The organism is Kitasatospora sp. NPDC058048 (assembly GCF_042885555.1).
Classification (GTDB): domain Bacteria; phylum Actinomycetota; class Actinomycetes; order Streptomycetales; family Streptomycetaceae; genus Kitasatospora; species Kitasatospora lactacystinica.
This window is the reverse complement of record NZ_JBHVRT010000029.1, coordinates 1-26850: the sequence shown is the minus strand read 5'-3', so window position 1 is coordinate 26850 and position 26850 is coordinate 1. Positions and strand designations below refer to the sequence as shown.

At 75.0% G+C, this 26850-nt stretch carries 26 protein-coding genes; 14 read left to right on the top strand and 12 right to left on the bottom strand.

What is annotated here, in order from left to right:
- Nucleotides 1-39: 39 nt before the first annotated feature.
- Genes ACFVVA_RS27405 through ACFVVA_RS27395 form a run of 3 tightly spaced genes read right to left on the bottom strand, consistent with a single transcriptional unit; the run spans nt 40 to nt 2107 of the window.
- Entirely contained in the window at nt 40-462 is a 423-nt protein-coding gene (locus tag ACFVVA_RS27405; RefSeq protein ID WP_380551336.1) for a hypothetical protein, read from the bottom strand.
- Nucleotides 459-1331 (bottom strand): class I SAM-dependent methyltransferase, encoded by an 873-nt coding sequence (locus ACFVVA_RS27400; protein WP_387693483.1) that lies wholly within the window; start codon nt 1329-1331, stop codon nt 459-461. Before ACFVVA_RS27400 ends, ACFVVA_RS27405 begins: the two co-directional genes overlap by 4 nt.
- Nucleotides 1328-2107 (bottom strand): DUF2071 domain-containing protein, encoded by a 780-nt coding sequence (locus ACFVVA_RS27395; protein ID WP_387693482.1) that lies wholly within the window; start codon nt 2105-2107, stop codon nt 1328-1330. Before ACFVVA_RS27395 ends, ACFVVA_RS27400 begins: the two co-directional genes overlap by 4 nt.
- Before the next feature lie 363 nt (nt 2108-2470).
- Here ACFVVA_RS27395 and ACFVVA_RS27390 point away from each other — a divergent pair, with 363 nt between their 5' ends.
- The gene (locus tag ACFVVA_RS27390; RefSeq protein WP_387693481.1) at nt 2471-3157 is read left to right on the top strand and encodes a hypothetical protein; all 687 of its coding nucleotides are present in this window, start codon (nt 2471-2473) and stop codon (nt 3155-3157) included.
- Here the strand turns inward: ACFVVA_RS27390 and uppS are convergent.
- Both uppS and ACFVVA_RS27380 read right to left on the bottom strand, forming a co-directional pair.
- Complete coding sequence (gene uppS, locus ACFVVA_RS27385; protein WP_387693480.1) at nt 3096-4922, bottom strand: polyprenyl diphosphate synthase; 1827 nt, start codon at nt 4920-4922, stop codon at nt 3096-3098. The genes ACFVVA_RS27390 and uppS overlap by 62 nt on opposite strands.
- 183 nt (nt 4923-5105) lie before the next feature.
- Entirely contained in the window at nt 5106-5696 is a 591-nt protein-coding gene (locus ACFVVA_RS27380; protein WP_387693479.1) for an isochorismatase family protein, read from the bottom strand.
- Nucleotides 5697-5848: 152 nt separating this feature from the next.
- Between ACFVVA_RS27380 and ACFVVA_RS27375 the strand changes: the two genes are divergently transcribed.
- Nucleotides 5849-6910: a GlxA family transcriptional regulator gene (locus ACFVVA_RS27375; protein WP_387693478.1), complete on the top strand. Its 1062-nt coding sequence runs from the start codon at nt 5849-5851 to the stop codon at nt 6908-6910.
- Here the strand turns inward: ACFVVA_RS27375 and ACFVVA_RS27370 are convergent.
- Together ACFVVA_RS27370 and ACFVVA_RS27365 are read right to left on the bottom strand one after the other, a co-directional pair.
- On the bottom strand, nt 6891-8390 hold the full coding sequence (locus ACFVVA_RS27370; RefSeq protein ID WP_387693477.1) for a sensor histidine kinase: 1500 nt from the start codon (nt 8388-8390) through the stop codon (nt 6891-6893). The genes ACFVVA_RS27375 and ACFVVA_RS27370 overlap by 20 nt on opposite strands.
- On the bottom strand, nt 8387-9103 hold the full coding sequence (locus ACFVVA_RS27365) for a response regulator transcription factor (protein ID WP_387693476.1): 717 nt from the start codon (nt 9101-9103) through the stop codon (nt 8387-8389). The genes ACFVVA_RS27370 and ACFVVA_RS27365 overlap by 4 nt, the downstream gene beginning before the upstream one ends.
- A 227-nt stretch (nt 9104-9330) precedes the next feature.
- Here ACFVVA_RS27365 and ACFVVA_RS27360 point away from each other — a divergent pair, with 227 nt between their 5' ends.
- The 3 genes from ACFVVA_RS27360 (at nt 9331) to ACFVVA_RS27350 (ending at nt 12115) form a co-directional block, all read left to right on the top strand.
- Entirely contained in the window at nt 9331-10710 is a 1380-nt protein-coding gene (locus tag ACFVVA_RS27360; protein WP_387693475.1) for a ferric reductase-like transmembrane domain-containing protein, read from the top strand.
- A gap of 90 nt (nt 10711-10800) precedes the next feature.
- Nucleotides 10801-11331 carry an FMN-binding protein gene (locus ACFVVA_RS27355; protein WP_387693474.1) on the top strand — a complete coding sequence of 177 codons (531 nt, stop codon included), beginning with the start codon at nt 10801-10803 and terminating at the stop codon, nt 11329-11331.
- A 31-nt stretch (nt 11332-11362) separates the two neighbouring features.
- Complete coding sequence (locus tag ACFVVA_RS27350; RefSeq protein WP_387693568.1) at nt 11363-12115, top strand: FAD:protein FMN transferase; 753 nt, start codon at nt 11363-11365, stop codon at nt 12113-12115.
- A gap of 147 nt (nt 12116-12262) precedes the next feature.
- Here the strand turns inward: ACFVVA_RS27350 and ACFVVA_RS27345 are convergent, their stop codons facing one another.
- Nucleotides 12263-13288 carry a hypothetical protein gene (locus ACFVVA_RS27345; protein ID WP_387693473.1) on the bottom strand — a complete coding sequence of 342 codons (1026 nt, stop codon included), beginning with the start codon at nt 13286-13288 and terminating at the stop codon, nt 12263-12265.
- A gap of 169 nt (nt 13289-13457) precedes the next feature.
- Between ACFVVA_RS27345 and ACFVVA_RS27340 the strand changes: the two genes are divergently transcribed.
- The 4 genes from ACFVVA_RS27340 (at nt 13458) to ACFVVA_RS27325 (ending at nt 17134) form a co-directional block, all read left to right on the top strand.
- Nucleotides 13458-14753: a sensor domain-containing protein gene (locus ACFVVA_RS27340; RefSeq protein WP_387693472.1), complete on the top strand. Its 1296-nt coding sequence runs from the start codon at nt 13458-13460 to the stop codon at nt 14751-14753.
- A complete protein-coding gene (locus ACFVVA_RS27335) occupies nt 14741-15397 on the top strand; it encodes a response regulator (protein WP_387693471.1) in 657 nt (218 codons plus the stop codon). The genes ACFVVA_RS27340 and ACFVVA_RS27335 overlap by 13 nt, the downstream gene beginning before the upstream one ends.
- Before the next feature lie 460 nt (nt 15398-15857).
- Entirely contained in the window at nt 15858-16727 is an 870-nt protein-coding gene (locus tag ACFVVA_RS27330) for an IS5 family transposase (protein ID WP_387693470.1), read from the top strand.
- Between the two features lie 26 nt (nt 16728-16753).
- Nucleotides 16754-17134 carry a hypothetical protein gene (locus tag ACFVVA_RS27325; RefSeq protein ID WP_387693567.1) on the top strand — a complete coding sequence of 127 codons (381 nt, stop codon included), beginning with the start codon at nt 16754-16756 and terminating at the stop codon, nt 17132-17134.
- An 8-nt stretch (nt 17135-17142) separates the two neighbouring features.
- On the opposite strand, the gene ACFVVA_RS27320 is transcribed toward ACFVVA_RS27325, so the two are convergent.
- From ACFVVA_RS27320 to ACFVVA_RS27305, 4 genes are all read right to left on the bottom strand, one after another.
- Entirely contained in the window at nt 17143-18138 is a 996-nt protein-coding gene (locus ACFVVA_RS27320) for a hypothetical protein (RefSeq protein ID WP_387693469.1), read from the bottom strand.
- A complete protein-coding gene (locus ACFVVA_RS27315; RefSeq protein ID WP_387693468.1) occupies nt 18135-19049 on the bottom strand; it encodes an ABC transporter ATP-binding protein in 915 nt (304 codons plus the stop codon). Before ACFVVA_RS27315 ends, ACFVVA_RS27320 begins: the two co-directional genes overlap by 4 nt.
- A gap of 43 nt (nt 19050-19092) precedes the next feature.
- Nucleotides 19093-19545, bottom strand: coding sequence for a GntR family transcriptional regulator (locus ACFVVA_RS27310; protein WP_387693467.1), 453 nt, complete (start codon nt 19543-19545; stop codon nt 19093-19095).
- A 98-nt stretch (nt 19546-19643) separates the two neighbouring features.
- Complete coding sequence (locus tag ACFVVA_RS27305; RefSeq protein ID WP_387693466.1) at nt 19644-21107, bottom strand: DUF2079 domain-containing protein; 1464 nt, start codon at nt 21105-21107, stop codon at nt 19644-19646.
- A 218-nt stretch (nt 21108-21325) separates the two neighbouring features.
- On the opposite strand from ACFVVA_RS27305, the gene ACFVVA_RS27300 reads away from it, so the two are divergent.
- The 5 genes from ACFVVA_RS27300 (at nt 21326) to pcp (ending at nt 26703) form a co-directional block, all read left to right on the top strand.
- Nucleotides 21326-22240, top strand: a complete 915-nt coding sequence (locus ACFVVA_RS27300) for an alpha/beta fold hydrolase (RefSeq protein ID WP_387693465.1) — start codon at nt 21326-21328, stop codon at nt 22238-22240.
- Between the two features lie 96 nt (nt 22241-22336).
- On the top strand, nt 22337-23188 hold the full coding sequence (locus tag ACFVVA_RS27295; protein ID WP_387693464.1) for a MerR family transcriptional regulator: 852 nt from the start codon (nt 22337-22339) through the stop codon (nt 23186-23188).
- Nucleotides 23189-23272: 84 nt separating this feature from the next.
- Nucleotides 23273-24487 (top strand): MFS transporter, encoded by a 1215-nt coding sequence (locus tag ACFVVA_RS27290; RefSeq protein WP_387693463.1) that lies wholly within the window; start codon nt 23273-23275, stop codon nt 24485-24487.
- A gap of 184 nt (nt 24488-24671) precedes the next feature.
- Complete coding sequence (locus tag ACFVVA_RS27285; RefSeq protein WP_387693462.1) at nt 24672-25865, top strand: alpha-hydroxy-acid oxidizing protein; 1194 nt, start codon at nt 24672-24674, stop codon at nt 25863-25865.
- Between the two features lie 154 nt (nt 25866-26019).
- Nucleotides 26020-26703: a pyroglutamyl-peptidase I gene (pcp, locus tag ACFVVA_RS27280; RefSeq protein WP_380636312.1), complete on the top strand. Its 684-nt coding sequence runs from the start codon at nt 26020-26022 to the stop codon at nt 26701-26703.
- Nucleotides 26704-26850: the final 147 nt, after the last annotated feature.

Genomic DNA, 26850 nt, shown 5'->3' with positions numbered 1-26850 from the left:
CCTTGAGGGGTGTGTGGGCTCCTGGGGTCGCGACTGATCCTAGACCGTGTGCCAGAGGGCTCCGGCGAAGACCGCCGTCACCCAGGTCCACAGCACGCAGAGACCGAGGTGGGCGACGGTGCGCAGGCGGTCTCCGCGCCACAGCCGGGGCGAGAAGTAGGCGAACTCGAAGAGCCAGCGCAGGCCCCAGAAGAGGGTCTGGCCCGCCAGCAGGGCGGTGCCGAGCCGGCCGCCCGCCAGCAGGTCGGGGGCCAGGCAGAGCGGGAGCAGGCCGAGCAGGGCGCAGGCCAGGCCGATGAAGAAGAGGTGGGCGTAGGAGACCTGCCGGGTCAGCAGGGTGGTGCCGGACAGGTCGGCGGGCCAGCCGATGGCACGGGGCAGCACCGCGTGGACCAGGCCGAGGGTCACGAGGGCGGCACCGACCAGGCGCAGCTGGGCCTCCAGGGTGACCAGCCCGGTCATGACGAGACCTTCCGGAAGGCGAAGGCGGTGACCAGGCCGGCGATCCGGCGCTCGACGGCCGGGTGCAGGCCCGCCTCGGCGGCGTGCCGCAGCCAGGTGGCGCGGGGCAGGAAGTGCCAGGCGCCGGGACCGTAGACGGCGGTGTTGGCGGCGTCCCGCAGGTGCTCGACCAGCAGCAGGGTGCCGCCGGGGCGCAGGCCGCGGGCGGCCTCGGCGAACAGGGCGGTGCGGTCGGCGGGCCGGCGCAGCTCGTGGGCGGCGAAGACGGCGAACACCGTGTCCAGGGCGCCGGTCGCGGCGGGCAGGGCGTCCGGGCGGGCCGGGATGCCGCCGGGGGCGGGCGGGGCGTGGCGGCGGGCGCGGCGGATCGAGCCGCTCGCGGTCAGCGCGGGGTCGTACAGGTCGGCGAGCCGTCCGCGGGCACCGGGGTGGCGGGCGGCGATCGGGCGGCTGGCCTCGTCCAGGCCGGTGCTGATCACCAGGTGGTCGCCGGGGCCGTCGGGCAGCAGCTCCGGCAGCCAGTCGTAGCGGTGGAGTGCGGAGCGGTCGTAGACGCACCAGGTGGCGAGGGTGCTGACGGCGAGGTAGCCGGCGGCGGTGGCGGCGGCCGCCCGGGCGAGCCCGGCGGCGGGGCCCGGCAGCCGGCCGGCCAGCGCCCCGCCGACGGCGACGGTGAGCGCGCCGGCGGCGTACATCGGCCAGTTGTAGCGGACGACCTCGCGCACACCGGACGGGCGGGGGCCGTCGGTCCGGGCCGTGGACGGGCACAGGACGGCGGAGCAGGCGGCGAACGGGCGGGCGGCGAACGGGCGGACGGCGGACGGGCGGGCGGCGGACGGGCCGGGCCCGGCCGGGGCGGGGGCGGTCATCGGGCGGCTCCGGTGAGGTGGCGGCGCTCTCCGGCGTGCCAGCCGTAGTCGAGGCCGGCGACGTGGAAGGCGTTGGCGAGCAGGGGCCGGCTGCCGGCCAGCGGGCCGTGGTCGAAGAAGGTGAGCCGGGGCACCTCGACGGCCACCGGGACCGGGTCCCAGTGGGCGCGGGTGGCCTTGACCACGATCATCGAGCGGGTCTGCGGCTCGTACTCGAAGGTGTAGGGCAGCGGGCCGGCGAAGCGCCGCGCGGCCCGGGCGTCCGCGAACGGGCTGTCCGGCGGGAGGGCGGCGGGGGCGCCGCCGAGGTCGGCGCGCACGTGCAGGTCGGCGCGGCCGTCGCCGCTGACCACCTTGAACTCCAGGGTGTCGCCGACCACCCGGGTGCCGATCCGGGCGTGCCGGTAGTGGTAGCGGGAGAAGGCGTTGCCGCCGAGCGCCATCATCCGGCTGTCGGTGTCCGAGCGCAGGATGCGCAGGCCGCGCATGGTGCGGCCGCCGGGGGTCGGGAAGCGGGTGAAGACCCGGTAGCCGGTCAGGATGAAGTCCCGGCCGAGGCGGGCGGGCAGCGCGGCCGGGCGCAGTGCCCGGGTGTCCACGACGGCGGCGGCGACGAAGCCGTGCTCGGTGCCGTCGGGGTCGGTGTAGGTGTCGAGGGCGAGGCCGGGCGGCACCAGCGGGGCGAGCAGCCGGGGCGGCAGGGCGTAGGTGAGGACGAGCGAGTGCGCGAAGTGGGTGCGCATCGCGAAGGGGTGGCGTTGCAGCAGGTGTCGCACGGTCGACTCCGGGGTCGGGTGAGGGGGTTCGGAGCGTGACGGGGCAGCACGGGACCGCTTTCCGCCGCAGGCCGCGGCGGGGTGTTCTCGCGCCTCCTCATCATGGCGCACGACTTTGAACACGTTCAACTCGGGGTGGGAGCGGTACGGCGGGGGTACGCGAACGGCCGGGACGGCCCGGCGCGGACACCCGGCGGGCAGCCGTCCCGGGGGGCTCATGTTCCCGAACGGACCACCCGTGGCTGCGTCCCACTCCCCCCGTGCGAGTGGTTTCGTTCTCCGGAATGCCCTCGGAGACGGTCGGTGGACGGATGATCCGTCCCAGGGCCGTGCTGGACGGCCCGGGAAGGACGGTTCGGGACGATGAGCACGACGCGGCGTTCGCTGCTGGGCGCGGCGCTGGGCGCCCCGCTACTGGGGTGGCTCACCGGGACGGCGGCCGGTGCCGTCGACGGCGGCACCGACCGCTCCGGAAACCTGGGAACGCTCTCCAACGGCTGGGTCGAGGTGCGCTGGACCCCGGAGGCGCAGGCCCAGCTGGACCGCTTCCACGCGATGGTGGACGTCGTCGCCCCGGCCCGCATGGTGATGGACCGCCACGGCCCGGCCGTCCACCTGCCGATCCGCTCGGCCGTGGGCGACCCGTCCCTCGCGAACCCGCCGAAGGCGCACGGCGACGGGGCACTGGACGGCGGGGTGTCCGTCCGCACCTCCCGGGGCGATTACCGGGTGGTGAACCTGGCCGGCGCGATCAAGGACGGCCTGGGTTCCGGCCGGTGCGAGGTCGGCGGGGCGGAGATGGGGCACCGCTCGGCCTTCCGCTGCGGCCTCACGGAGGGCAAGCTGACTGCCGATCCGGTACCGGCCGGGCACCCGATCAAGGTCCGGCTCACCGGGGTGCCGCTGCGCCCCACCCAGGAGGCGGTGGACACGTACACCGCGAACTTCGGCGCGCACCCCGTGACCGTGGACACGGTGCTGGCGTACGTCACGGCCCAGGGAACGTACACCCCTCCTCCCCCGGCGGCGGCGCAGGAGCAGCACTCGTAGGGGGCTTCCGGGACTGCTGGGACCGTTGGGACGGCGCGGACGGCCCCAACGGCCCCGAGTGCTGCGACGGCCCGGACGGCCCCGGCGGCCCGGGTTGCTGCGACTGCCGGGACTGGGCGGGCACGCCCCCGCCGAAGCGGCGCTCGCGGGCCGCGTAGGCGCGGACGGCCCCGCGCAGCCGGGCCAGGTCGTAGTCGGGCCACGGCGTGGGGTCGAACAGCAGCTCGGCGTAGGCGAGTTGCCAGGGCAGGAAGTTGCTGATCCGCTGCTCCCCCGAGGTGCGGATCAGCAGGTCGACGTCCGGGAGGTCCGGAAGGTACAGGTGCCGGGCGAGGTCGGCCGGGCCGATCGCCTCCGGGCGGATCCCCCCGGCCGCCACCTCGGCGGCCAGGCCCCGGGCCGCGGCGGCCAGTTCCTCCCGTCCGCCGTAGTCCACGCAGACCGTCAGGGTCAGCGTGCCGTTGTTGGACGTCATGCTCTCCACCAGCGCGATCGCGGAGGCCAGCGACTCGTCCACCCGGTCCCGCCGGCCGCACCACCGGATCCGCACCCCGAGCGCGTGCAGGCCCTCCGCGCCACGGGTCAGGCCGTCGGCCAGCGAGTCGAACAGCGCGGTCAGCTCCTCGGGCGGGCGGTCCCAGTTCTCGGTGGAGAACGCGTACAGGCTCAGGTGGCGGATGCCCAGCCGCAGCGCCGCGTTGACCAGGCGCAGGGCGGCCCGCTGCCCCGCCTGGTGGCCGTGCCGGGCGGGCAGTCGGCGGGCCTCGGCCCAGCGGCGGTTGCCGTCCATGATCACGGCGACGTGGGCGGGCGCCCCCTCGGCGGCCACGGGCCGGGCGCGACGGCGGGGGGTGGCGCCGTCGGAGCTCAGCGGGGTGAGGCCCTCGGACAGGACGCGCGAGCGCGCCAGGGTCACTTCGTCGTACTGCAGCTGGGCGCCGAGCAGCAGGGTGTGCAGGAACGGGCGGCAGCCGGGGGCGGCGAGCCAGGTGACGGGCAGCGCCTGCTCCAACAGCCGGTGCAGCTGCGCCTGCTGACCCTCGACCAGTGTGTCCAGGGCGGCCCGGTGGCGACCCCGGGGATCGGGTCGGCCGAGGTCGCCGACGGTCAGGCCGAGCCGGCGCAGCTCCTGCTGCGGCAGGTAGCAGCGGCCGGCCGCGAGGTCGAGCGGGAGGTCCTCCAGGATGTCGGCCAGCTGGCAGGCCTCCCCCAGCGCGGACAGCGCGTCCGCCGCCCGCGGGCCCCGCGCCCCCAGCAGCGGGGCCCACAGCTCGGTGATCGTCCCCGCGACGCCGCGCAGGTGGCGGCGCTGGTCCGCACGGGTCTCGAAGACCGGCGGGTGGGCCCCGTCGCCCTGGGTGGCGTCCAGGAACTCCTCGACCAGCGCCGGGTCCAGCTCCCACCGGCGCACGGTGTCCACGAAGGCCCGGCGCAGCGGGTGCTCGCTGCGGCCGGCCGCCAGCTCGGCCAGGGTCTCGGCCCGCCAGCGGGCGAACCGGCGCAGCCGCTCGGCGGGGGCGGCCTGGGCCCGGGCGTTGCGGGCGCCGGCGTCAGGGATATCGGCGTCAGGGGCATTGTCGGCGATCCGGTCGGACCGGGAGGCGAAGCCGTTGACGGCGTGGAAGTACGGCCGCACCTCGGGCGGCAGTGTGTCGCTGATCGCCCGCAGCGAGGCCTGGTGGTCGGCCACCTCCTGCTCGCAGACGCGGTACGACTCCGCCAGCTCCGGCGGGCCGCCCACGGCCGCCGCCCCGTTCCCCGCCATGCCCGTTCCCCGCCCTCCGCCGACACCGTGCGCGGACTGGTCAACGAGGCGGGGGCGGATCGGTGGCGTTTCCGGGCGCCCTCGACGCCCCGGACCACCACAGTGGACCGCCACGGCGGGCGGTCCGGCGGGCGGTCCGGCGGGCGGTCCGGCGGGCGGTCCGGCGGGCGGTCCGGCCGAGGCTCAGCCGAGGTCGGCCGGGGACTCCACCACCACGCCGTACAGGTCGCCGATCGTCGCCAGCGCGGCGCGGTGGACCTGGGCGGCCGTCAGCCCGGTGCCGGCCGACTCCAGCGGGCGGGTGGCGCAGGCGGCGGCCACGACGGTCGGGCGGTTGCCGCGCAGGAAGGCGCCGGCCGTGGTGAAGGCGACGCACATGTGGGTCATGAATCCGGCGACGACGACGTCCCGGTGGCCGGCCGCGTCGAGCAGTTCTCCCAGGTCGGTGCCGACGAAGGCGTCCGGGGCCTGCTTGACCACCACCCGCTCGCCCTCGGCGGGGGCCACGCTCGGGTGGATCCGCCCGATCTCGGCCCGGATGTCGTACGGGGTGCCCTCGCCACCGTCGTTGATCACGTGGATCACGGTGGCGCCGGCCTCCCGGGCCCGGGCGAGCAGCTCGGCGCCGGCGGCCAGCGCCTCCTGCCAGCCCGCCAGTTCCATCACGCCGCGCACATAGGTGTTCTGGTAGTCGATCATGATCAGGGTCGAGTCGCCGAGCACGGCGGGCTTCTCGTCGAGGCCGTTGAGGGTGCGCAGGGTCGTGGTGGGCACGGGGTACCGCCTTCACGGTCGGGAGTCGGGGATCTCGCGGGCCACTGCGGGTGCGGCCGGCCCTGAAAACGCTACGGTCGGCGCTCGGATGTCGGCAATGTCGTCTAACCTGCAGATTCCGACATCGAGCAGGGACGAGGAGGAGGGAAGCGGTGCCCGCACCCGCTGCGCAACGGCTGATCGTCATCGTGCTGTTCGAGGGCGTCGACCTGCTCGACGTGACCGGCCCGCCCGAGGTGTTCTCACTGGTCCGCCGGGAGACCGGCGACGCGACCGGCTACCGGGTCGTCCTCGCCGCCGAGACGGCGGAGCCGGTCACCACCGCGGCGGGCGTGCGCATCCTGCCCGACCTCACCTTCGACGAGGCCGCCCGGAGCCGGATCGACACCCTGCTGGTGCCCGGCTCGGTCGAGGTGGACGACCACCGCCGGGTCCGCGCGCTCGCCGACCCGGCGGTGGTCGACCGGGTCCGCACGCTGGCCGCCCGCTCGCGCCGGGTGGCCAGCGTCTGCGTCGGCGCGCACCTGCTCGCCGCCGCCGGGCTGCTGGACGGGCGGCGCGCCACCACCCACTGGTCCACGGCCGGCCAGCTCGCCGAGGAGCACCCGGAGGTCGAGGTCGATCCGGACCCGATCTTCATCCGCGAGGGCGAGGTCTGGACGGGTGCGGGCATCAGCGCCTGCCTGGACCTGTCGCTCGCGCTGGTCGCCGAGGACTTCGGCGAGGAGCTGGCCCTGCGGGTCGCCCGCCAGCTCGTCATGTACCTCAAACGACCCAGCGGCCAGAGCCAGTTCAGCGTCCCGCTGGAACCCGTGTCGACCACCCGGCGGATCGAGGAGCTGCGCCACCACATCCTGCGCAATCTCGCCGGGCCGCTCACCGTCCCGGACCTCGCGGCCCACGCCCACGTCGGCGAACGGCAGTTGACCCGGATCTTCAAGACCGAGCTGGGCACCACCCCGAGCGCCTACGTCGAGTCCGCCCGGGTCGAACTCGCCCGCCACCGGCTGGAGTCCACCGACGCGACGCTCGACCGCATCGCCACCATCTGCGGCTTCGGCACCGTCGACACCCTGGTGCGCGCCTTCCGCCGCCGCCTCGGCACCACGCCGACCGACTACCGGCAGCGCTTCCGTACGACGGCGGCGACGGGCACGGCACCGACGGCGACGACACCAGCGACGGCGGTGACCGTCACGGCAGCCGGACGGTGAACACGGTGCGGCCGGGCCGGCTCGCCACCGCCACCGTGCCGCCGTGCGCCCCGACCACGGCCCGGACGATCGCCAGACCGAGCCCGGTCGAGCCGGTGGCGCGGGAGCGGGCCCGGTCGCCCCGGACGAAGCGCTCGAAGACCCGGTCGGCCAGCTCCGGCGCGATCCCCGGACCGTCGTCCGTGACGCTCAACTCCACCTGACCGTCCGTCCGTTCGAGGCAGAGCCGGACCTCGCTGCCGGGCGGGGTGTGGGTCCGGGCGTTGGCCAGCAGATTCGCCACCACCTGACTCAACCGGTGCTCGTCCCCGCGCACCAGCACCGGCTCCTCCGGCAGGGCGAGCCGCCAGCGGTGCTCCGGCCCGGCGGCGCGGGCGTCGGCCACCGCGTCGAGGGCGATCCGGGTCAGGTCCACCTCCTCCTCGGCCAGTGGGCGGCCGGCGTCCAGCCGGGCGAGCAGCAGCAGGTCCTCGACGATCGCCCCCATCCGCAGCGCCTCGGCGTCGATCCGCTCCAGCGAGTGCCGTACCGGCGCCGGGAACGGCCCGGGGTGGCGCAGCGCCAGCTCGGCGTGGCCGCGGACCGCCGCGACCGGGGTGCGCAGCTCGTGGCTGGCGTCGGCGGCGAAGCCGCGCAGCCGCTCCTCCACCGCGTGCCGGCGCGCCAGCGCGTCGCCGACGTGCCCGAGCATCCGGTTGAGCGCGGCGCCGACCCGGCCGACCTCGGTGCGCGGGTCGTCGTCCGGCACGCGTTCGGCGAGCATCACCTCGCCGCTGGCGAGCGGCAGCGCGCTGACCCGCTCGGCCATGCCCACCACCCGCCGCAGCGGGCGCAGCGAGAAGCCGACCCAGGCGGCCCCGGCCGCGCCCGCCGCGGCGACGGAGATCGCGAAGACGGTGAGTTCCAGGCTCTCCAGCCGCTCCACTGTGTCCTCGGCCGGGCGCAGCGGCAGGCCGCTGACCAGCACGTCGCCGTCCCGCCCGGCGACCGCGCGGACCCGGTAGTGGCCGAGCGCCCGGCCGAGGTCGAGGGTGCGGGCCGGGCCGTCGACGGGCAGGGCGGCCAGGGCGTGCTCCCGGTCGGGGGCGAAGGCGACCCGGTCGTCGTCGTTCCCGGGGTCGTCCACGTCGTCGGCGTCCCCGTCGACCACGCCCGCGGCGGTGACCCGTCCGCCCAGCAGCCGTACGCCGAGGGTGCCGGGGGTCTGGGCCCGGGTGTCGGGGCCGGCGCCGTGGCCGGTGTGCTCCAGGCTCGCGGCGTAGCGGCCGCCGGACTCGGCGAGCTGCTGGTCCAGGCGGTCGACCAGGAAGTGGCGCAGCGCGGCGGTGGTGGCGAGGCCGACGGCGGCGCAGGTGGCGACGAGCAGCACCAGCAGGCCGGCGATCAGCCGGGCGCGCAGGGTGCGGGGGGCCAACCGTGGACGGCGTCCGCCCGGGCGGCGGGCCGGCCGTGGACGGGAGCGCCCCGCGCGGGGCTTCATGTCGCGGCCTTGATCAGGTACCCCGCGCCGCGCACCGTGTGGATCATCGGGCTGCGGCCGGCGTCCACCTTCTTGCGCAGGTAGCTGATGTACAGCTCCACGATGTGCGCCTGCCCGCCGAAGTCGTACGACCAGACGGCGTCCAGGATCTGCGACTTGCTGAGCACCTGCCGGGGATGGCGCATCAGGTGGGCGAGCAGCGCGTACTCGGTCGGGCTCAGCTCGACCGTCTCCCCGCCCCGGGTGACCTCGCGGGCCCGGTCGTCCAGCACGAGGTCGCCGAGCACCAGCGCGTGCGGCGGCGGCTGCCCGGCCGCGGCGGGCGGGGCGGCCCGGCGCAGCAGGCCGCGCAGCCGGACCACCACCTCGGCCAGGCTGAACGGCTTGGTCACGTAGTCGTCGCCGCCGGCCGCGATGCCGGCGATCCGTTCCTCGACGGCGTCCCGGGCGGTCAGGAAGAGCACCCGCACCTCGGGCTGCCCGGCGTGGACGCGGCGCAGCACCTCCAGGCCGTCGAGGTCGGGCAGCATCACGTCGAGCACCACGGCGTGCGGCCGCCAGGCCGCGGCGGCCTCGACGGCGGCCAGGCCGGTGGTCACGCCGCGGGCCTGCCAGCCCTCGTAGCGGACGGCTCCGCAGACCACCTCGACCAGGTCCGGTTCGTCGTCGACGACCAGGACCCGCCAGTCCGGGCGGTCGGCGGTCTCGTCCATGGGGCTCCTCGTGTCGGGTGCTGCGCGGTGGTCATTCTGGCCGGTCCCGATGAGAAACCGGTGAGACCCCGGAAAACGGTTCGTAGGCCGGCACACCCGCCCTGAGCTGCCCTTTTCCATTCACCGATGGGCGCCGGGGCCGGCCCGGTTCAGAGCCCGCTCAGAGCTTGCGGTGCGATCGTGGACGGCCTCGGCGGCACTCGCCGCCGGGCGCCGAGGAGGATCCGATGACCACTGCCGCCGCCCCGAAGCCGCGGCCCGGGCCCCGGCGGGCACCCGACCGCCCGGGCCACCGGGCGGCGCCGCGTCCACCGTTCGCCCTCGACCCGCGCGCGGCGCTCGGCCTGATCGCCGCGGGCGTGCTCGGCGTGCTCGCGCTGTGGTGGACGGGCACCCCGGCCGTGGTCGGCGCGGACGGCTGGCTGACCGGCGCCGGCCGGATCACCGGGCTGCTGGCCGGCGGTGCCGCGCCGGTGCTGGTCCTGCTGATGGCCCGGCTGCCGCCGGTGGAGCGCGGGGTCGGCGCGGACCGGCTGGCGCGCTGGCACGCCTTCGGCGGGCGCTGGACGGTGGCCCTGGTCACGGTGCACGTGCTGACGGTCGTCTGGGGCTACGCGCTGACCGACGGGCGCGGGCCGATCGGCGAGGGCGTGGAGATCGTCTTCCACTACCCCGAGATGCTCAAGGCCACCCTGGGCACCCTGCTGCTGCTCGGCACCGGCGCCGTCTCCGCCCGGATCGCACGCCGCCGTCTCCCGTACGAGGCCTGGTACTACCTGCACCTGGCGACCTACCTCGCGGTGGCGCTGGCCTTCGCCCACCAGCTGGCGACCGGCGCCGACCTGGGCGGCGGCCCCGGCCGAGCGGCCTGGTACGCGCTCTACTTCGGCACCGCGGCCCTGCTCGGCTGGTACCGGCTGCTGCGGCCGTGGCTGCTCGACCGGCGGCACGGCCTGACCGTAGCCGAGGTACGGCCGGAGGGCCCCGGGGTGGTGTCGCTGTTCCTGCGCGGGCGGCGGCTGGACGAACTCCGCGCCGAGCCCGGCCAGTTCTTCCGGCTCCAGTTCCAGGCGCCCGGGCTGCGCTGGGCCGCCAACCCGTACTCGCTGTCCGCGCCGCCGCACCCGCACTTCCTGCGCTTCACCGTCAAGGACCTCGGCGGGCACAGCGCCGCGGTGGCCGCCCTGCGCCCGGGAACCCGGGTGCGCGCCGAGGGCCCGTACGGGGCGTTCACCGGGCGGGGGTTGCGGCAGCGCCGGGTGCTGCTGCTCGGCGCCGGGGTGGGGATCACCCCGCTGCGCGCCCTGTTCGAAACCCTGCCGGGCGAGCTGACGCTGGTCCAGCGGGCCCGGCGGCCGCAGGACGTGCTGTTCCGGGCGGAGCTGGCCGAGGTCGCCCGGCGACGCGGCGCGGCGGTGCACGAGCTGCTCGGCCCGCGCGAGCAGGTCGGCGACCTCGGGGCCGCGCTGGCCCGGCTGGTCCCGGACCTCGCCGAGCACGAGGTCTACCTGTGCGGCCCGGACGCCCTGACCGAGGAGGCCGTCCGCGCGCTGCGGGCGGCGGGGGTGCGGCCGGGACGCATCCACCACGAGAGCTTCTCCTTCTGAAGCCTTTCCTTCTGAGCCCGTTCGGCTCGCCCCCGAGCACCCGAGCACCCGAGCACCCGAGCACCCGAGCACCCGAGGAGCGTCCATTCCATGCGCCGAGCCGTCGTCACCAGCGCCGCCACCGCGGCCGGAGTGGTCCTGCTGCTGTCCCTCAAACCGCACGAGGCCGCCGGGCCCGTGCCGGTGATCGGCTCGGGGCCGGGCAGCGGCACCGGCCAGGGCACCACCGCCGGCTCCGGCACCGGCTCCGGCACCGGCTCCGGCACCGGGTCCGGGGTCTCGGCACCGTCGAACGCCCCGGCGCCCTCCGTCTCCGCACCCGCGCCCGCATCCGCCTCGGGCGCCACCAGGAAGGTCAGCGGGGACACCGTCAACACCCGCTACGGCCCGGTGCAGGTCCAGGTCACCCTGGCCGGCAGCAGGATCACCGCCGTCGACGTGGTCAAGTACCCGAGTGCCGAACGGCGCGACCGCGAGATCAACACCTCCGCGCTGCCGGTCCTCAACCAGGAGGCGATAGCCGCGCAGAGCGCCCGGATCGACGTGGTCAGCGGCGCGACGTACACCAGCGACGGCTACGTCCGCTCCCTGCAGAGCGCCCTCGACCGGGCCAAGGGCTGAGGCGCCCGTGCTGCGCCACGCCGAGCCCGTGATGGGCACCGTCTTCTCGGTCACCGTACGCGACCCCGCCCCCGGGACCCCGGCCGTGCTGGAACGGATCGCGGAACGGCTGCACCGGATCGACGCGGTGTTCTCGACGTACCGGCCGGACAGCGACATCAGCCGCCTCGACCGGGGCGAACTCGCCCTGGACGACTGCGATCCGGAGGTCCGCACCGTGCTGGCCGCCTGCCGGGAGGTGGCCGCCGAGACCGACGGCTACTTCACCGACCGGCCGGGCGGCCGGCTCGACCCCAGCGGCTGGGTCAAGGGCTGGGCGGTCGAGCAGGCGGCCGCCCTGCTGCGCTCCTCCGGCTCCAGGCAGTACTGCGTCAGCGGCGGCGGAGACGTGCAGAGCGCCGGCGGACCGTGGCGGATCGGCATCGCCGACCCCCGGCGACCGGGTCTGCTGGCCGCCGTCCTGGCCGGCCACGACCTGGCCGTTGCCACCTCCGGCACCGCCGAGCGCGGCGCGCACATCCTCGACCCGCACACCGGCCGCCCGGCCTGCGCCCTGGCCTCGCTCACCCTGGTCGGCGCTCCGGGCACCGGCATCGCCCGCACCGACGCCTGGGCCACCGCCGCCTTCGCCATGGGCCCGGACCGCGCCCTCGCCTGGGCCGCCCGCCGACCCGGCATCGAGGCCCTGGCCGTACTGCCGGACGGCTCGAAGCGCTGGACCCCGGGCCTGCCCGGGCACCTCCCGGCGAGCGGGCCGGCGGACTGGCGCACCGCCGTCGGCTGACCGGGCGGCCGGGCCCGGCACGCCAGTTCCTCCTGGGCCGCGCTTCCCCGCGCGAAAACGGTGCCCGCTCCGCGCGGAACTGCGCCACTCCGCACGGACTGTGCCCACTCCGAACGGAACACCCGTCCCGGCGAGGCGAGTTCCGGCCTAAGCCCGCTCCTGCTGCGCCGCCCGCCAGGCCTCCCAGGCCACCAGCGGCGCGAGGTACGACCAGCGCCGCGAGCCGTCCGGGCAGGTGCCGCCCTCGATCAGCTCGGAGACCGTCCGGCGGGTGAACGGCACCCAGACGGCCATGTCGTGCTCGAAGGTGCTGTGGCAGGCCTCGCGGCGGCGGTCGATCTCGGCCGCGTCCAGCCGGGACCGGACGGTGGCCACCAGCGTGTAGCAGGAGGCCGGCTCGCTCCAGCCCAGCCAGGTGATCACGGTCGGCCCGACATCGTCCGGCAGCAGCCCCAACTCCTCCTCCAGCGCCCGCCGGACCAGCCCGTAGAAGTCCTCGGCGGCGCCCGGCTCGTCGCGGTACTTCATCGTCTCGTTGATCCCGACCGTCCACTGCGCCGGGAAGGTGTGGACCGCCAGCGAGCGGCGGAGCAGCAGCAGCCGGCCCAGCCGGTCCCGCACCGCGACGCAGGCGCTGACCATCGTGGGCGGCGCGACGGCCACGAAGCTCGTCAGGCCCTGGTCCAGCGCCTCGTGCAGCAGCCGGGCCGCCTCCGGGTCCTCCCGGCCCATCCCGGTGGTGGCCATGCACTCCGCGTAGTCGCTCTCCGCGATGTCCACCTCGCAGACCCGCGCACCGCCGTGCTCGCCGTGATCGACCGTCAGCCGCGAGATGTACGCGGTGCGGCCCGCCGCACCGGCCGCCCTCCGGCGCACCACCTCCTCGGCCCACCCGGCCGCGTCCAGCACGTGCGGGCGCTCGACCCGCCCGCGGTGCGCCGTCACCAGCGTGCTCGGCGCCAGCGGCCGGGTCGCCGACCAGGTGATCAGCGGCGCCAGCCCGTCCGCCCGCACGTCGTGCGCCCGGGCCGCCGCCGTCAGGCTCGCCCGCCGGACCCGCGGCACCGGCACCCGGGAACCGAGCCGTGAGCCGCCGAACTTGGCGAAGTCGTACACCAGATTGGTCACCACCCCGAGCAGCAGGGCCCCACCGATCCCCAGCAGCCACTCCACCCCGGTTCCCCCACTTCCGCGATCGACCCGCCCCATTGTGGAGGTGTCCGGTACGGCGGCGGAAGAGCCGCGCCCCGTGACGGCCTCCGGGCCGGTCCCGGAGCCGCTTCCAGGGCCGGTGTTAGGGTGATCGAACAGTCGGCTCGGAGGCTCGGAGGACTGAACCATCGTGCGGGCGCCCAGGATTGCCGCGTCCACGGTCCGGTCGGCCGTCCGGTCCGCCGCCCGCTCCGCGGTGCGCCGCTCTCCCGCCGCCGCCGGCCACCTCCTGCTCTGCCTCGGCACCGGGGCGGCCGCGCTGGTCGGGCTCTGCCTGCTGCTCGTCGTCCTCGCCCTCTGCCCGGTCGGCCCGGGCCTGCCGCTCCTGCCGCCGGCCCTGCGACTGCTGCGCCGCTTCGCCGAGTTCCACCGCCGGCGGGCCGGCCGGCGGCTGGGCGGCGACCGGCCGCGCAGCCCGTACCGCGACCGGACGTCCCTGCGCGACCCGGCCGTCCGCAAGGACCTGGTGTGGCTGCTCGCCCACGCCACCGCCGGGACGGCCCTGTCCGCCGCCGCCCTCACCCTGTGCAGCCACGCCGTCAACTGGCTGACGGCGCCGGTGTGGTGGCGTCTCCTGCCGGACGAGCGCGGGAGCATCATCCTGCTGACCGTCGACTCCTGGCCGGTGGCCGTCGCGGCGGCGGTCGGCGGGGTCGGCTACACGGTGGTCGCCCTGGCCGTGCTGGCGCCCGCCGCCGACCTGCACGCCCGGGCCTCCCGCCGGCTGCTCGTCGCCCGGCCCCGCGCCTCGCTGGCCCGGCGCGTCCAGGAGCTGACCACCACCCGGTCCGAGGCGCTGGACGCCCACGCCGCCGAACTGCGCCGGATCGAACGGGACCTGCACGACGGCGCCCAGGCCAACCTGGTGGCCGTCTCGCTCCGGCTCGGCATGATCCGCCGCGCGCTGGACCAACGTCCCGAGCAGGCGGCCGCGTTGGTGGACTCCACCCAGCTCGTCGCCGAGCAGGCCCTGGAGTCGCTGCGCGCCCTGGTGCGCGGCATCCACCCGCCGCTGCTCGCCGACCGCGGTCTCGCCGAGGCCGTCCTGTCGCTCGCCGCCCGCTGCGCCGTGCCCACCCGGGTCGAGCCGGACACCGGGGGCGGCCGGGGCGCCCCTTCTCCGGTCGACCCGCCACCGCGCGCACCGGTCGCCGCCGAGGCCGCGGCCTACTTCGTGGTCTCCGAGGCGCTCGCCAACGTCGCCCGGCACAGCGGAGCCCGCGGCGCCCTGGTCCGGCTGCGGATCACCGCGGCCGCCATCGCCGTCCGGGTCGAGGACGACGGCCGGGGCGGCGCCGTCGAGGGCGCCGGAAGCGGCCTGCCCGGCCTGCGCCGCAGGGTCGCCGCGTTCGACGGCACCACCCGCCTGTCCAGCCCGCCCGGGGGCCCGACCATCCTGGAAGTGGAGATCCCGTGCGGATCCTGATCGCCGAGGACAACGCCCTGCTCCGCGAGGGCCTCGTCCTGCTGCTGCACAGCGAGGGACACGAGGTGTGCGCGACCGTCGAGCACGGCGACGACCTGCTGCCCGCCCTGCTCGACCACCGCCCCGACGTCGCCGTGGTCGACGTCCGGCTGCCGCCGGACTTCCGCGACGAGGGACTGCGCGCCGCCATCGAGGCCCGCCGCCGACTGCCCGCACTGCCCGTCCTGATCCTCTCCCAGTACGTCGAACGCGCCTACGCCGCCGAGCTGCTCGCCCAGAGCGCCACCGGCGTCGGCTACCTGCTCAAGGACCGGGTCGGCCGCGCCGAGGAGTTCCTCCAGGCGCTGCGGCGGGTCGCCGAGGGCGGCACCGCGATGGACCCGGAGGTCATCTCCCAGCTGATGGCCCACCGCACCGGCCCCGACCCGCTGGCCGCCCTCACCGCGCGCGAGCGGGAGGTGCTCGCCCTGATGGCCGAGGGCCACAACAACCCGACAATCGCCCGGCTCCTCTTCCTCGCCGAGAGTTCGGTGAACAAGCACATCGGCAGCATCTTCGGCAAGCTCGGCATGCCCACCCCCGACACCGGACACCGCCGGGTGCGCGCCGTCCTCACCTACCTGCGCGCACTCGCGGACAACTGACCACCCGCCGTCCCGCGCCCCGCTCGACGCGCCCCCCGGCACGGACCGCGTCCTCGCGGGGTCCCTCAGGCTGCCACGCCGGGCGCTGCGGGAGTCCGCCTGTTGCTGCCGGCAGAACGGGCCAGGCCCCGAGTCGGTGACTCGGGGCCTGGCCGTGGGTCGTCGTCGCCCGCTCGACGGAGCGGTGACGCTGGGGAGTGTCTGACAATTCGCGTCGGATCAGGGTGCGGCGTTGGGGTGCGTGCATCGCAAGGCGGAGGTGGGGGCACCTCCCGGCCGGAGGCTGGGGGCGGAGCCACTGCGGTGGGGGCACCTCCCGGCCGCCAGGCTGGGGGCCATTGGCGACCGACGACAACGCGGCGAGGTGCGTGCCCCAACGCCGCGCACCCGGCGGGAATCGTCAGACACTCCCCTAGGCCGTGCTTCAGAAGGTCATCTGGCTTGATGCCAGGCTCATCGGATGGGGCGTGGGGATCTGTCGGATGACCAGTGGGCGGTGCTGGAGCCGTTGTTGCCGGTTGCCGGCGTGGGACGTCCGGCGAGGTCGCGCCGCAGGCTGGTCGACGGGGTTCGGTGGCGGGTGCGGACGGGTGCTCCGTGGCGGGACATTCCGCCGGAGTACGGACCCTGGCAGACGATCTACGGACTGTTTCGCCGCTGGCAGCGTCAGGGCGTCTGGCAGCAGATTCTGGCCAGCCTGCAGGCGCGGGCCGATGCGGCGGGGATGATCGTCTGGGAGGTGAACGTCGACTCCACGATCTGCCGTGCCCACCAGCATGCGGCAGGGGCCCGACGGGACGGCGCCGCCCAGAAGGAGCCGCCGGGCGGCATCGGCGACGAACCTGCGGACCACGGGCTGGGCCGGTCGCGGGGCGGCTTCACGACCAAGATTCATCTGGCGTGCGAGCAACGCCAGAAGCCGCTGTCCCTGCTCGTCACGGCCGGTCAGCGCGGGGACTCACCGCAGTTCACGGCGGTGCTCGACGCGATACGGGTGCCCCGGACCGGCCCGGGGCGACCCCGCACCCGCCCGCTTCGAGTGCGCGGCGACAAGGCGTACTCGTCCAAGACCAACCGCGCCTACCTGCGCAGACGCGGTATCCGGTGCACCATCCCCGAGCCGGCCGACCAGATCCGCAACCGCAAGCGGCGCGGCGCGAGCGGTGGACGTCCGCCTCGCTTCGACCGTGAGGACTACAAGGCCCGCCACGCCGTCGAGTGCGGCATCAACCGGCTGAAGCAGCACCGAGCGGTGGCCACCCGGTTCGACAAACTCGCCGTCCGCTTCGAGGCTGCCGTCCTCGTCGCCGCGATCAACCAGTGGCTGTGAGACCCGACGTGTCGGGCTCGCGTGCCATGCTGGCCGCGAGCCCGGAGCGGGGTGTTGCACAAGGGGAGAAACCGGTGGCCGCTGACTACTACTGCGCCGACAGCGAGAACGGCGACCACATCGACGACCCGTCCGAGGACGCCATCTTCATACTGGTCGACGACCTCAACGACACCGACAACACGTTCGTCGTCATCCAGCCCGACGAGGACGACCCGGTCTGGTACGTCTCGGTCGCCGTCCTCGACGAGGGCGGATACGAGATCGTCCGCCGTGACGCGAGCCGTCGCGAACACGACGTGGTCACCGAGAGCAGCATCGGCACGATCGCTCGCGACCTCATCCTCTGGTTGGCCGCCCGAAGCTTTCCAGGACGGCCAACCAGACGCACCTCCGAGGCCTTCTGAAACACGGCCTAGGCGCGGATGCGGCGGAAGACTGCGAGCAGCAGGAGCAGGGTCAGCGCCAGGAGGATGCCGGCCTCGACGAGTTGGATGGGGACGAGGTGGTCGGCCGGGTGGAAGCGGGCCCAGGAGGCGATGGCCTCGTCGCAGCCGGGGGCGCGGGCGGAGAAGAGGCAGGAGTCGGTGCTGGCGTGGGTGCCGTCGGGCAGGACGATGCCACGGCCGAGGAGCCAGGCGTTGGTGGGTTGGGGGGTGCCCACGGCGGCGATCTGTTCCACGGCCGGGTAGAAGTGGGGGCGGGCCCAGAGGACGAGGCCGTGGGCGGCGGCGACGAGGGCGCCGGTGAGGAACATCGCGGGCAGGGTGCGGCGGACGAGTTGGCCGATCAGGACGCCGAGGGTCAGGGCGAACAGGGACCAGGCGATCGGGGCGAGGCCGAGGACCGGGTAGGTGAAGAACTGGAACGGCGGGTCGAAGGCGGCCGGGCCGTGCACGATGTCCGTCCACCACACCCAGGTCATCAGGGAGGCGAGCACGCCGGCGGCGGCCAGGACGGCGAGGCCGGGAACGGCGAGGCGGACGGTCAGCCAGCGGACCGGGCTGACGGACTGGGCCCGGATCAGGCGGATGGTGCCGCGCTCGTACTCCTGGGCCAGCAGCGGGGCGCCGACGAACACGCCGGTCAGCAGCGGGACCGCGGTGACGGCGGGCTGGAGGACCTGGAGGTACCAGAAGTTCGGGCGGTCGATCGGCTCCAGGCGGTTCCAGCACTCGCGCCGGTCCCAGGTTTCGGGGTAGTAGCAGTCGGTCCGGCGCAGTTCGCTGACGATCCCGCTGCTGGCGAAGTGGATCCACAGGAGGTCGGCCACCGCGAGGACCAGGAGGATGCCCAGGGTCCAGAGGAGGAGCCGGTTCTGGCGGAGCACCAGCCAGAGGATTCCGCGCAGGGCGGGCTTGGTGGAGGCCGCGGGAGCGGTGGTGCGGTCGGGCAGGACGGTCGTGCTCATGCGGCCACCTCGTTCGGTTCCTTGCGGTCGGCCGGTTCGGCGGGTCCGCGGAGGTAGCCGAGCAGCAGGTCCTCCAGGCTCGGGCGCTCGCTCTCCCACTCGCCGTCCACCGGCTCGTCGGTGCGGACCAGGGCGATGGCCCGACGGCCGCTGACGCGTTGCTCGACCACCGACTCGGCGGCCAGGGAGGACTCCTGGGCGGCCGGGCCGGTGAGCAGCCGGTGCCCGTCGAGGATCTCCTCCAGGTCGCCGGCCAGCCGGACGCGTCCGCGCTGGACGAGGAGCAGGTGGTCGATGACGCCGTCCAGCTCGGGAAGGATGTGCGAGGACAGCACGATGCTGGTGCCGCGCTCGGCGGCGGACGACATCAGGGCGCCCATCAGCTGGTGCCGGGCGAGCGGGTCGAGGTCGGCCATCGGCTCGTCGAGCAGCAGCAGGTCAGGGAGCTTGCCGAGGGCGAGGGCGAGGCAGACCCGGGTACGCTGGCCGCCGGAGAGCGAGCCGATCCGCGCGTCGGGGTTCAACTCGCCCTGGTCGACGATCTGTTGGGCACCGTCCTCGTCCCACACCGGGTTGAGCTCGCGGCCCATTCGCAGCGTCTCGGCGACGGTGAGGCCCGGGTAGAGCGGCTTGTCCTGCGGCACGTAGGCGATCCGGGCGCGCAGCCCGGGATCACCGGCGGTGGCGCCCAGCACCCGCAGTCCGCCCTCGGTGGGCGCGAGTTGGCCGGCGGCGAGGGAGAGCAGGGTGCTCTTGCCCGCGCCGTTGGGGCCCACCACTCCGCAGATCCGCCCGGCCGGGACGGTGAGGTCGCAGCCGCGCAGGGCCCAGCCGCCGCGGTACCTCCTGCCGAGGCCTTCGGCCTCCAGGGCCGGCGCCGACGCGGGCGCCGTGGTCGTCGGGTCGTCCACCCGGTCCCCCCACTGTTCTCTGTTCGATGTTGCCGAGGGGTCCTCAGACCCCGGTGTCGGAGCCGGAGGCCTTGTTGTCGGAGCCGGAGGCCCCGGCGTCGGAGCCGGAGATCCCGGTGTCGAAGCGCTGCTCCAGGACGGAGGCCATCAGCGCGGCGATGTCCTCGCGCTCCAGGCCGGCCCCCCGGGCCTGGTCCACCCACCCGACCAGGTCCGCGCGCAGCGGCCCGTCCGCGGCCGCCTCCGGCCGGGCGAGCGAGCGCCGGACGAAGGTGCCGAGACCCGGGCGGGGTTCGACCAGCCCTTCGCGTTCGAGTTCGCGATAGGCCTTCAGCACGGTGTTCGGGTTGATCGCGGTCAGTTCGACCACCTCACGGGCGGTCGGCAGTTTGTCTCCGGGCTGGAGCAGTCCGAGTCGCAGGGCCTGCTTGGTCTGCTGCACGATCTGCTGGTACGTGGAGACGCCGCTGCGCCGCTCAATGCGGTACTCGATCACCGGCGTTTCGGCCTTTCACTAGTTCAATAGTGGAATAGTGGCCCACGGCGGCACGCGGGTCAAGCCGGACCCTCGGAGGGTGTCCCGGCAGAGGTCCGTCAGGGACGTCGCAGCAGGAGCAGGCCGTCCTGCTCGACCAGCGGACGGTAGCCGCGCTCCCGGTAGAGGGCCAGCATCCGGGCGGTGTCGGCGGTGGCGCACGGGGCCTGCACGCTCGGGTCGCGCAGGTCGACGGCCACCCACTGCGGCCCGGGGCCCACCGGCGCCCGGCAGACCAGGGTGACCTCGGCCCGGCCGGTGAGCTGCGCCGCCAGCCGGTTGGAGGCTGCCACGGCGGCGCCGTCGGGTATCCGGTGGAGCATCGCCCGGGTCTCGGTGAGCCGGGGCGAGGTGCGCCAGGCCTCGGGCATCACCACCTCGTGCAGCGGGTAGAGCGGCAGCGTCACGGCGGTCACCAGGGCGCTGACGGCGAGCGCGCGGCGGACGCGGCGGGCGTCGCAATGCCGCAGGACGTCGACCAGGGCCGCCAGCGCGATCGGCATCAGCACCGCGCTGTAGTGGTAACTGACGCCCCAGTAGTGCGGGTTGGCCGAGAGCAGCCGCCAGGCGAGGGTGGGCACGCAGAGCAGGAGGAGCGGCGAGCGCACACCGGCGAAGCCGGCGGTGGCGGCGAGCAGGAACAGCAGCAGCCACTTGACCGGCGGCCAACCGAGCCGCAGCGGCAGCGCCCGGAGCGAGGCCTGCCCGCCCTGCCCGCCGCCGTCCAGCTGCTGCCAGTAGTCGAAGCCCCCGCTCGGGTTGAAGGCCGGCAGCACGACGAGCACGGTGAGCACGGTCGCGGCGAGGCCGACGACGGCGAGGGCGAGCCCGGGCAGCGGACTGCGGCGGCGCTCCCGCCGGGCCTGCCAGGCGATCAGGACGCCGACGGCGGCGACCGTCAGCCCCAGGTCCTCCTTGACCAGCAGCAGCGGCAGCGACCAGAGCGCGGCGGCGAGCGGCCGGCGCCGGCCGAGGGCGGTGGCGGCGAAGGCGAGCAGCGGGACGGCGAAGGCGATCTCATGGAAGTCGTCGGCCGCCGCCCGGACGATCCCCCAGGAAGCCCCGGTGGCGCAGCCGACGACCAGTGCCGCCCTCGCCCCGGCCACCTCGTGGGCCCAGCGGGTCAGCGGGACGACGGCCAGCGCCATCAGCAGCGCCTGGGCGACGACCAGGGTGAGCGGGCTCGGGAAGGCCCGGTAGGCGGGGGCGAGGACGGCGATCAGCGGGTGGAAGTGGTCCCCGAGCAGGTGGTAACCGGGCCCCTTGAGCGGCACGATCGGCGCCTGCCCGTGGGCGTACGCCCGGACGGCCTGCTCGAAGATGCCCAGGTCGTAGGCCTTGGTGAGGCCGCGCCGGTGCCGGTTGACCGCGACGCAGATGTAGAGCGCGGCGAACCCGGCCGCCAGGCCCCAGGCGAGCGCGGCGGGGCGGCGGGCGAGCAGGGCCAGCAGGGTCGCGAACCGGGCGGAGGGCGCGGGGGGCGTGGGGAGCAGGGTTCGCGGCGGGGAGACGGAAGCGGGCATCGGCAAAGTACCCTTTCACTATTTGATTAGTGGAAGGGTGGTGGAAGGCGGATCCGCCGTCAAACCCGGCCGGCCGACGCCGACCGGGCCTTCGGGCTGCCCGCCGAACCCCCGATCCGGCTCACTCCGCGCCCGAGCACCCGAGCACCCGAGCACCCGAAAGGCTCCCGCGACGAACGCTTGACCTTGACGCTGCGTCAGGGTTGGAGGCTTGCCGCATGACGAACGAGAGCACTTCCACCGCCCCGCTCCACCCCCCGGTCGGCGGTTTCCAGGAGGTCGACGGCCGCCGCCTCTACCTGCACCGCCAGGGCACGGGCGGGCCCGCAGTCGTCCTCCTGCCCGGCGCCAGCGCCATCGGCCTGGACTACTTCGGTGTGCAGCAGGGCGTCGCGCAGTTCACCACCGCCGTGGTGTACGACCGCGGCGGCACCGGCTTCAGCGACGAGGCCGCACTGCCCCGCACCGCCGCCGAGGTCGCGGCCGAACTGCGCGAACTGCTGCGTGCCCAGGGCGTTCCCGGCCCGTACGTCCTGGTCGCGCACTCGCTCGGCGGCGCTTACGCCCACGGGTTCGCCCAGCGGTACCCGCAGGACGTGGCCGGACTGGTCTGGCTGGACGCCTTCCACCGGGACTGGGACGACTACATGCCCGCCGAGGCGAGCCTGGCCGCCACCCAGCGCCTGTCGCCCACCGAGGAGCAGCTGCGGCAGGCGCTCCCCGCCATCCGGCAGCTGTGCGAGGAACTGCTCGTGGACTACCCGGCGGACGTCCGCGACGCGGTGACCGAGTACCACGTGAGCGAGCGCTGGATCCACGCCGGCATCGCCGAACGCGCCTCGATGCCCGAGCTGGCCGTCGAACTGCGGGCCGGGGCGGACCTCCCCGACGTCCCGCTGGTCGCGCTCACCCCGCTGGGCGTCGACCCCGGCCAGCAGGCGCTGATGTCGGAGGAACTCCTCCAGGCGATGCACGACGGCAAGACGCGGCTGTACGCGGACATGGTGGCCAGGGTCTCGAACGGCGAGCAGCGCCTCCTCGCCGACACCGGCCACAGCCAGTTCGTCTTCGAGCGGACCGATGTCGTGGTCCAGGCGATCCGCGATGTCGTGGACCGGGCGGGCCACGCCTAGACTTCGGCCACGACCACGGCCACGGCCACAGCCACAGCCACAGCCACCGCCACCGCCACCGCCACGAAGCCTCAACAACGGAACCGGAGCCGGACGGTGCTGACGATCAGTCAACTCGCCGCGACCGCGGGCGTGACCGTGCGCACCGTCCGCCACTACCACCAGGTCGGGCTGCTGCCCGAGCCCGAGCGCGACCGCTCCGGCTACCGCCGGTACAGCGCCCAGGCCGCGGTGGACCTCATCCGGATCAGGACGCTCGCCGACGCCGGGGTGCCGCTGGCCCGGATCGACGCGCTGCTGCACGCGCAGCCGGAGGAGTTCGCCGCCGCCATCACCGACCTCGACGCCGAACTGCGGCACCGGATCGACCAACTCGCCGAGCACCGCCGCCGGATCGCCGACCTCGCGAGCGGCGAGCGGCTCGCGCTGCCGCCCGAGGTGGTCGCCATCCTGGACCGGATGCGCGCGCTCGGGGTCAGCGAGCGGTCGGTGCTGCTCGAACGGGACACCTGGATCCTGCACCAGGCCCTGGACCCGGAGGCCATGCGCCAGGGTATCCGGGAGAAGAACGCCAGCTTCGGCGACGCCGGGACGATGCGGTTGTTCCTGCTCTGCGACCAGTCGCTCGACTGGGAACCGGACGACCCCCGTGTGGACCGGCTGATCGACGACCTGGACGCCTGGGAGGCCGCCCACGGGCGGGACAGCAGCCGGCCCGGCAAGCAGGCGGTGATCTTCTCCCGGCTCGCCGAGGCCTCGCCGACCTGGCAGCGCATCCTCGGCGTGCTCGCCCACCGCGCCAAGCAGCGCCGCATCGCCGAGGAGCACCGCCTCGCCGAGGGCCACAGTCCTACCGAAGGCCACAGTCCTGCCGAGAAGCACCGCCCCGCCGAGGAACCCCCCGCCGCCGAGGAAGGCCGGGCCGCGGACCCGACACGGAAGCGTTGACGTCGGATTCACGCCAGCCCAACCCCCGTTCGTACTGCTGGACTTCGGGTCACGAACCCACCACCCAGCGACGGGACCTCCGGCATGCCGACCGGCACCACCCTCCATCCAGCCCCGACCACCCCGGGCCCGCGCCCCCGGGACGGCGGCACCCTCGCCGTCCTCGCCGTGACGACCGGCGTGTTCTCCATCGTCACCACCGAGATCCTCCCGATCGGCCTGCTGACCCCGATCGGCGCCACCTTCCGGATCTCCGACGGCACGGCCGGGCTGATGATGACCCTGCCGGGCATCGTCGCCGCGGTGGCCGCGCCCCTGGTGACCGTCATGACCCGGCGGGCGGACCGGCGGACCATGCTCTGCGCGCTGCTGCTGGTGCTGACCCTGGCGGACCTGCTCAGCGCCTTCGCCCCCGCCTACTGGGCGGTGCTGGCCGCCCGGATCGTCCTCGGCCTGGTCATCGGGGCGTTCTGGTCGATCGGTTCGGGGCTCGCCCCGCGCCTCGTCCCGGAGCACCGGCGGGCCCGGGCCAACACGGTGATCTTCTCCGCCGTCCCGCTCGGCTCGGTGCTCGGCGTCCCGGCGGGGGTGTTCCTCGCCTCCCTGGCCGGCTGGCGGACGGCCTTCCTCGCGATGGCCGCACTGACCCTCCTCGCCCTGGCCGCCCTCCTGCGGTCCCTGCCGCCGCTGCCCCCGCTGACCGTCACCGGGCTGGGAGTGCTGCGCGGTCTGCTGGCCGGCCGGGGCACCCGGACCGGCATCCTGGTGACCTTCCTGATCGTGCCGGCCCACTTCGGCAGCTACACCTACGTCACGCCCTTCCTCGCCGGCACCACCCACGCCGGCCCCGGCCTGATCACCGCCCTGCTGCTCCTCTACGGTGCCGCCGGACTGCTCGGCAACCTCCTGGCCGGGGGCCGGGCGGCCGGGGCACTGCGTCCGGTGTTCGGCACGGCGGCCGTCCTGCTCGCCGCCGCGGCGCTGCTGCTGCCGCTGCTGGGCACCGGCGGTCCGGGCGCCGCCGTCCTGCTGGCGCTCTGGGGCACGGCCTACGGGGCCGTCCCGGTCTGCGCGCTCAGCTGGTTCCTCGCCGCGGCCCCGCACGCCCCGGAGGGTGCCGGCGTGGTCTTCACCTCGGCGTTCCAGGCCGCCTTCTCGATCGGCGCGCTGGCCGGCGGCCTGGCGGTGGACCACTCCTCCCCGGGCACGGTCATGCTGCTCGGCGGAACGGTCGCCCTGCTCGCCGCGGCCGCCGTGTGGCGGTACGGCCACCGGGTCCGTCCCGAACCGACGCCGTGAGACGGCCGACGCGGTGAGACGGCCGACGCGGTGACACACCCCCGGCCGGACCCTGGCCGTCCGCTCCGTCCGCGGTGAGAATGCCGGGGTGCCGTCAGCCCGTCCGTCCCGTACGACGGAGCCGCGGACGGCACCGCCGGCCGGGACGGTCCCGGGCGGCCGAGGACGAGAGGACGGCCGACGGATGGACAGCCAGCGGACGGATCCGGCGTTCCAGGGGCGGTTCGGCGACTACCAGAACGAGATCTACCTGCGCGGGCTCGGCGGCGTGCTGCCGACGATGCCGATGGCCTTCGCCGAACTGGAGGCGCGGGCGAGCACGGCGCTGGCGCCCTCCGTGCTCTCCTACGTGGCGGGCGGGGCCGGCGACGAGTCCACCCAGCGGGCGAACGTCGCCGCCTTCGGCCGGTGGGGCCTGGTGCCGCGGATGATGGTCGGCGCGCGCGCACGGGACCTCTCGGTGGACCTGTTCGGGATGCGGCTGCCGACCCCGCTGTTCATGGCTCCGATCGGGGTGATCGGCCTGTGCGCCCAGGACGGTCACGGGGACCTGGCCACCGCCCGCGCGGCCGCCCGGACCGGTGTGCCGATGGTCGCCTCCACCCTGACCGTCGATCCGCTGGAGCGGGTGGCCGCCAAGTTCGGCGACACCCCCGGCTTCTTCCAGCTCTACACCCCCACCGACCGGGCGCTCGCCGAGAGCCTGGTCCACCGCGCCGAGGCCGCCGGCTACCGGGGCATCGTCGTCACCCTGGACACCTGGGTCACCGGCTGGCGCCCCCGCGACCTGGCGACCGCCAACTTCCCCCAGCTGCGCGGCCACTGCCTGGCCAACTACACCTCCGACCCGGTGTTCCGCGCCCGCCTCGCCAAGACCCCCGAGGAGGACCCGCAGGCGGCCGTCCTGGAGTGGGCCGGCGTCTTCGGCAACCCGCTGACCTGGGACGACCTGCCCTGGCTGCGCTCCCTCACCGACCTGCCCATCATCCTCAAGGGCATCTGCCACCCCGAGGACGTCCGCCGCGCCAGGGACGGCGGCGTCGACGGCATCTACTGCTCCAACCACGGCGGCCGCCAGGCCAACGGCGGACTCGCCGCCCTCGACACCCTCCCCGACGTCGTCGAAGCCGCCGACGGCCTGCCCGTCCTCTTCGACTCCGGCGTCCGCACCGGCACCGACGTCGTCAAGGCCCTCGCCCTCGGCGCCACCGCCGTCGGCATCGGCCGCCCCTACGCCTACGGCCTGGCCCTGGAGGGCACCGACGGCATCATCCACGTACTGCGCTCCCTGCTCGCCGAGGCCGACCTCCTGATGGCCGTCGACGGCTATCCCACCCTCGCCTCCCTCCGCGCGGACGGCGCACTGCACCGCACATGACGAGAATTCAGGTCACGAGAGGTCAGGTCACGACGAGGAATCAGGTCATCGTGTCCACCGGAAAGCGACGGGGCTTGCCGGGACATTCGGGACGGCCCTACGCTCGAACGGCACAAATCGGGTCCGTACGTTCCCGCACGCTCGGAGGTCCGCCATCATCCGCGTCCTGCTGACCGCCTTCGAACCGTTCGGCCGCGATCCCCTGAACTCGTCCCTGGAGGCGGGCCGACTCGTCGCTGCCGGTCCGCCGGCCGGGGTGGCCCTGGAGTTCGCCGGGCTGCCCTGGGCGTTCGGCGACTCGATCGCCGAACTGCGCCGGGCGGTGGCCCGGTTCGAGCCGGACCTGGTCATCGCCACCGGCCAGGGCGGCAACCGGCCGGACCTCACGGTCGAGCGGGTGGCGATCAACCTCGACGACGCCGTCCGGACAGCCGACCGGAAGGGCCACCAGCCGCTCGACCAGCCGGTCGTGCCGGACGGCCCGGCCGCGTACTTCTCCTCCCTGCCGGTGAAGGCCTGTGTGGAGGCGGTCCAGCAGGCCGGGATCCCGGCCACCGTCTCCCACACCGCCGGCACCCACCTCTGCAACCACGTCTTCTACGGGCTGGCGCACCTGATCGCCACCGAACGCCCGGAGCTGCGCGGCGGGTTCGCGCGCCTTCCGTACCTGCCGAGCCAGGCCTCCGGCCGGGAGCAGAGCGCCTCGATGTCGGCCGAGACGGCCGCCGAGGGGGTCCGCATCCTGATCCGCAGCGCCGTGGCCACCCTGCACCTGCCGCCCGTCGGCACGGTGGCGGCACCGCGCCGACGAAGCTGGCTGTCCCGCCGGAGCAACTGATTCCCCGGAAACTGGGTTCCGGAGACTTCCGGAAACTTCCAGAAATGCGAAAAACCCCCATCCGGATCCCGGATGGGGGTTCTTCTGAATAATTGTTCGGCGGCGTCCTACTCTCCCACAGGGTCCCCCCTGCAGTACCATCGGCGC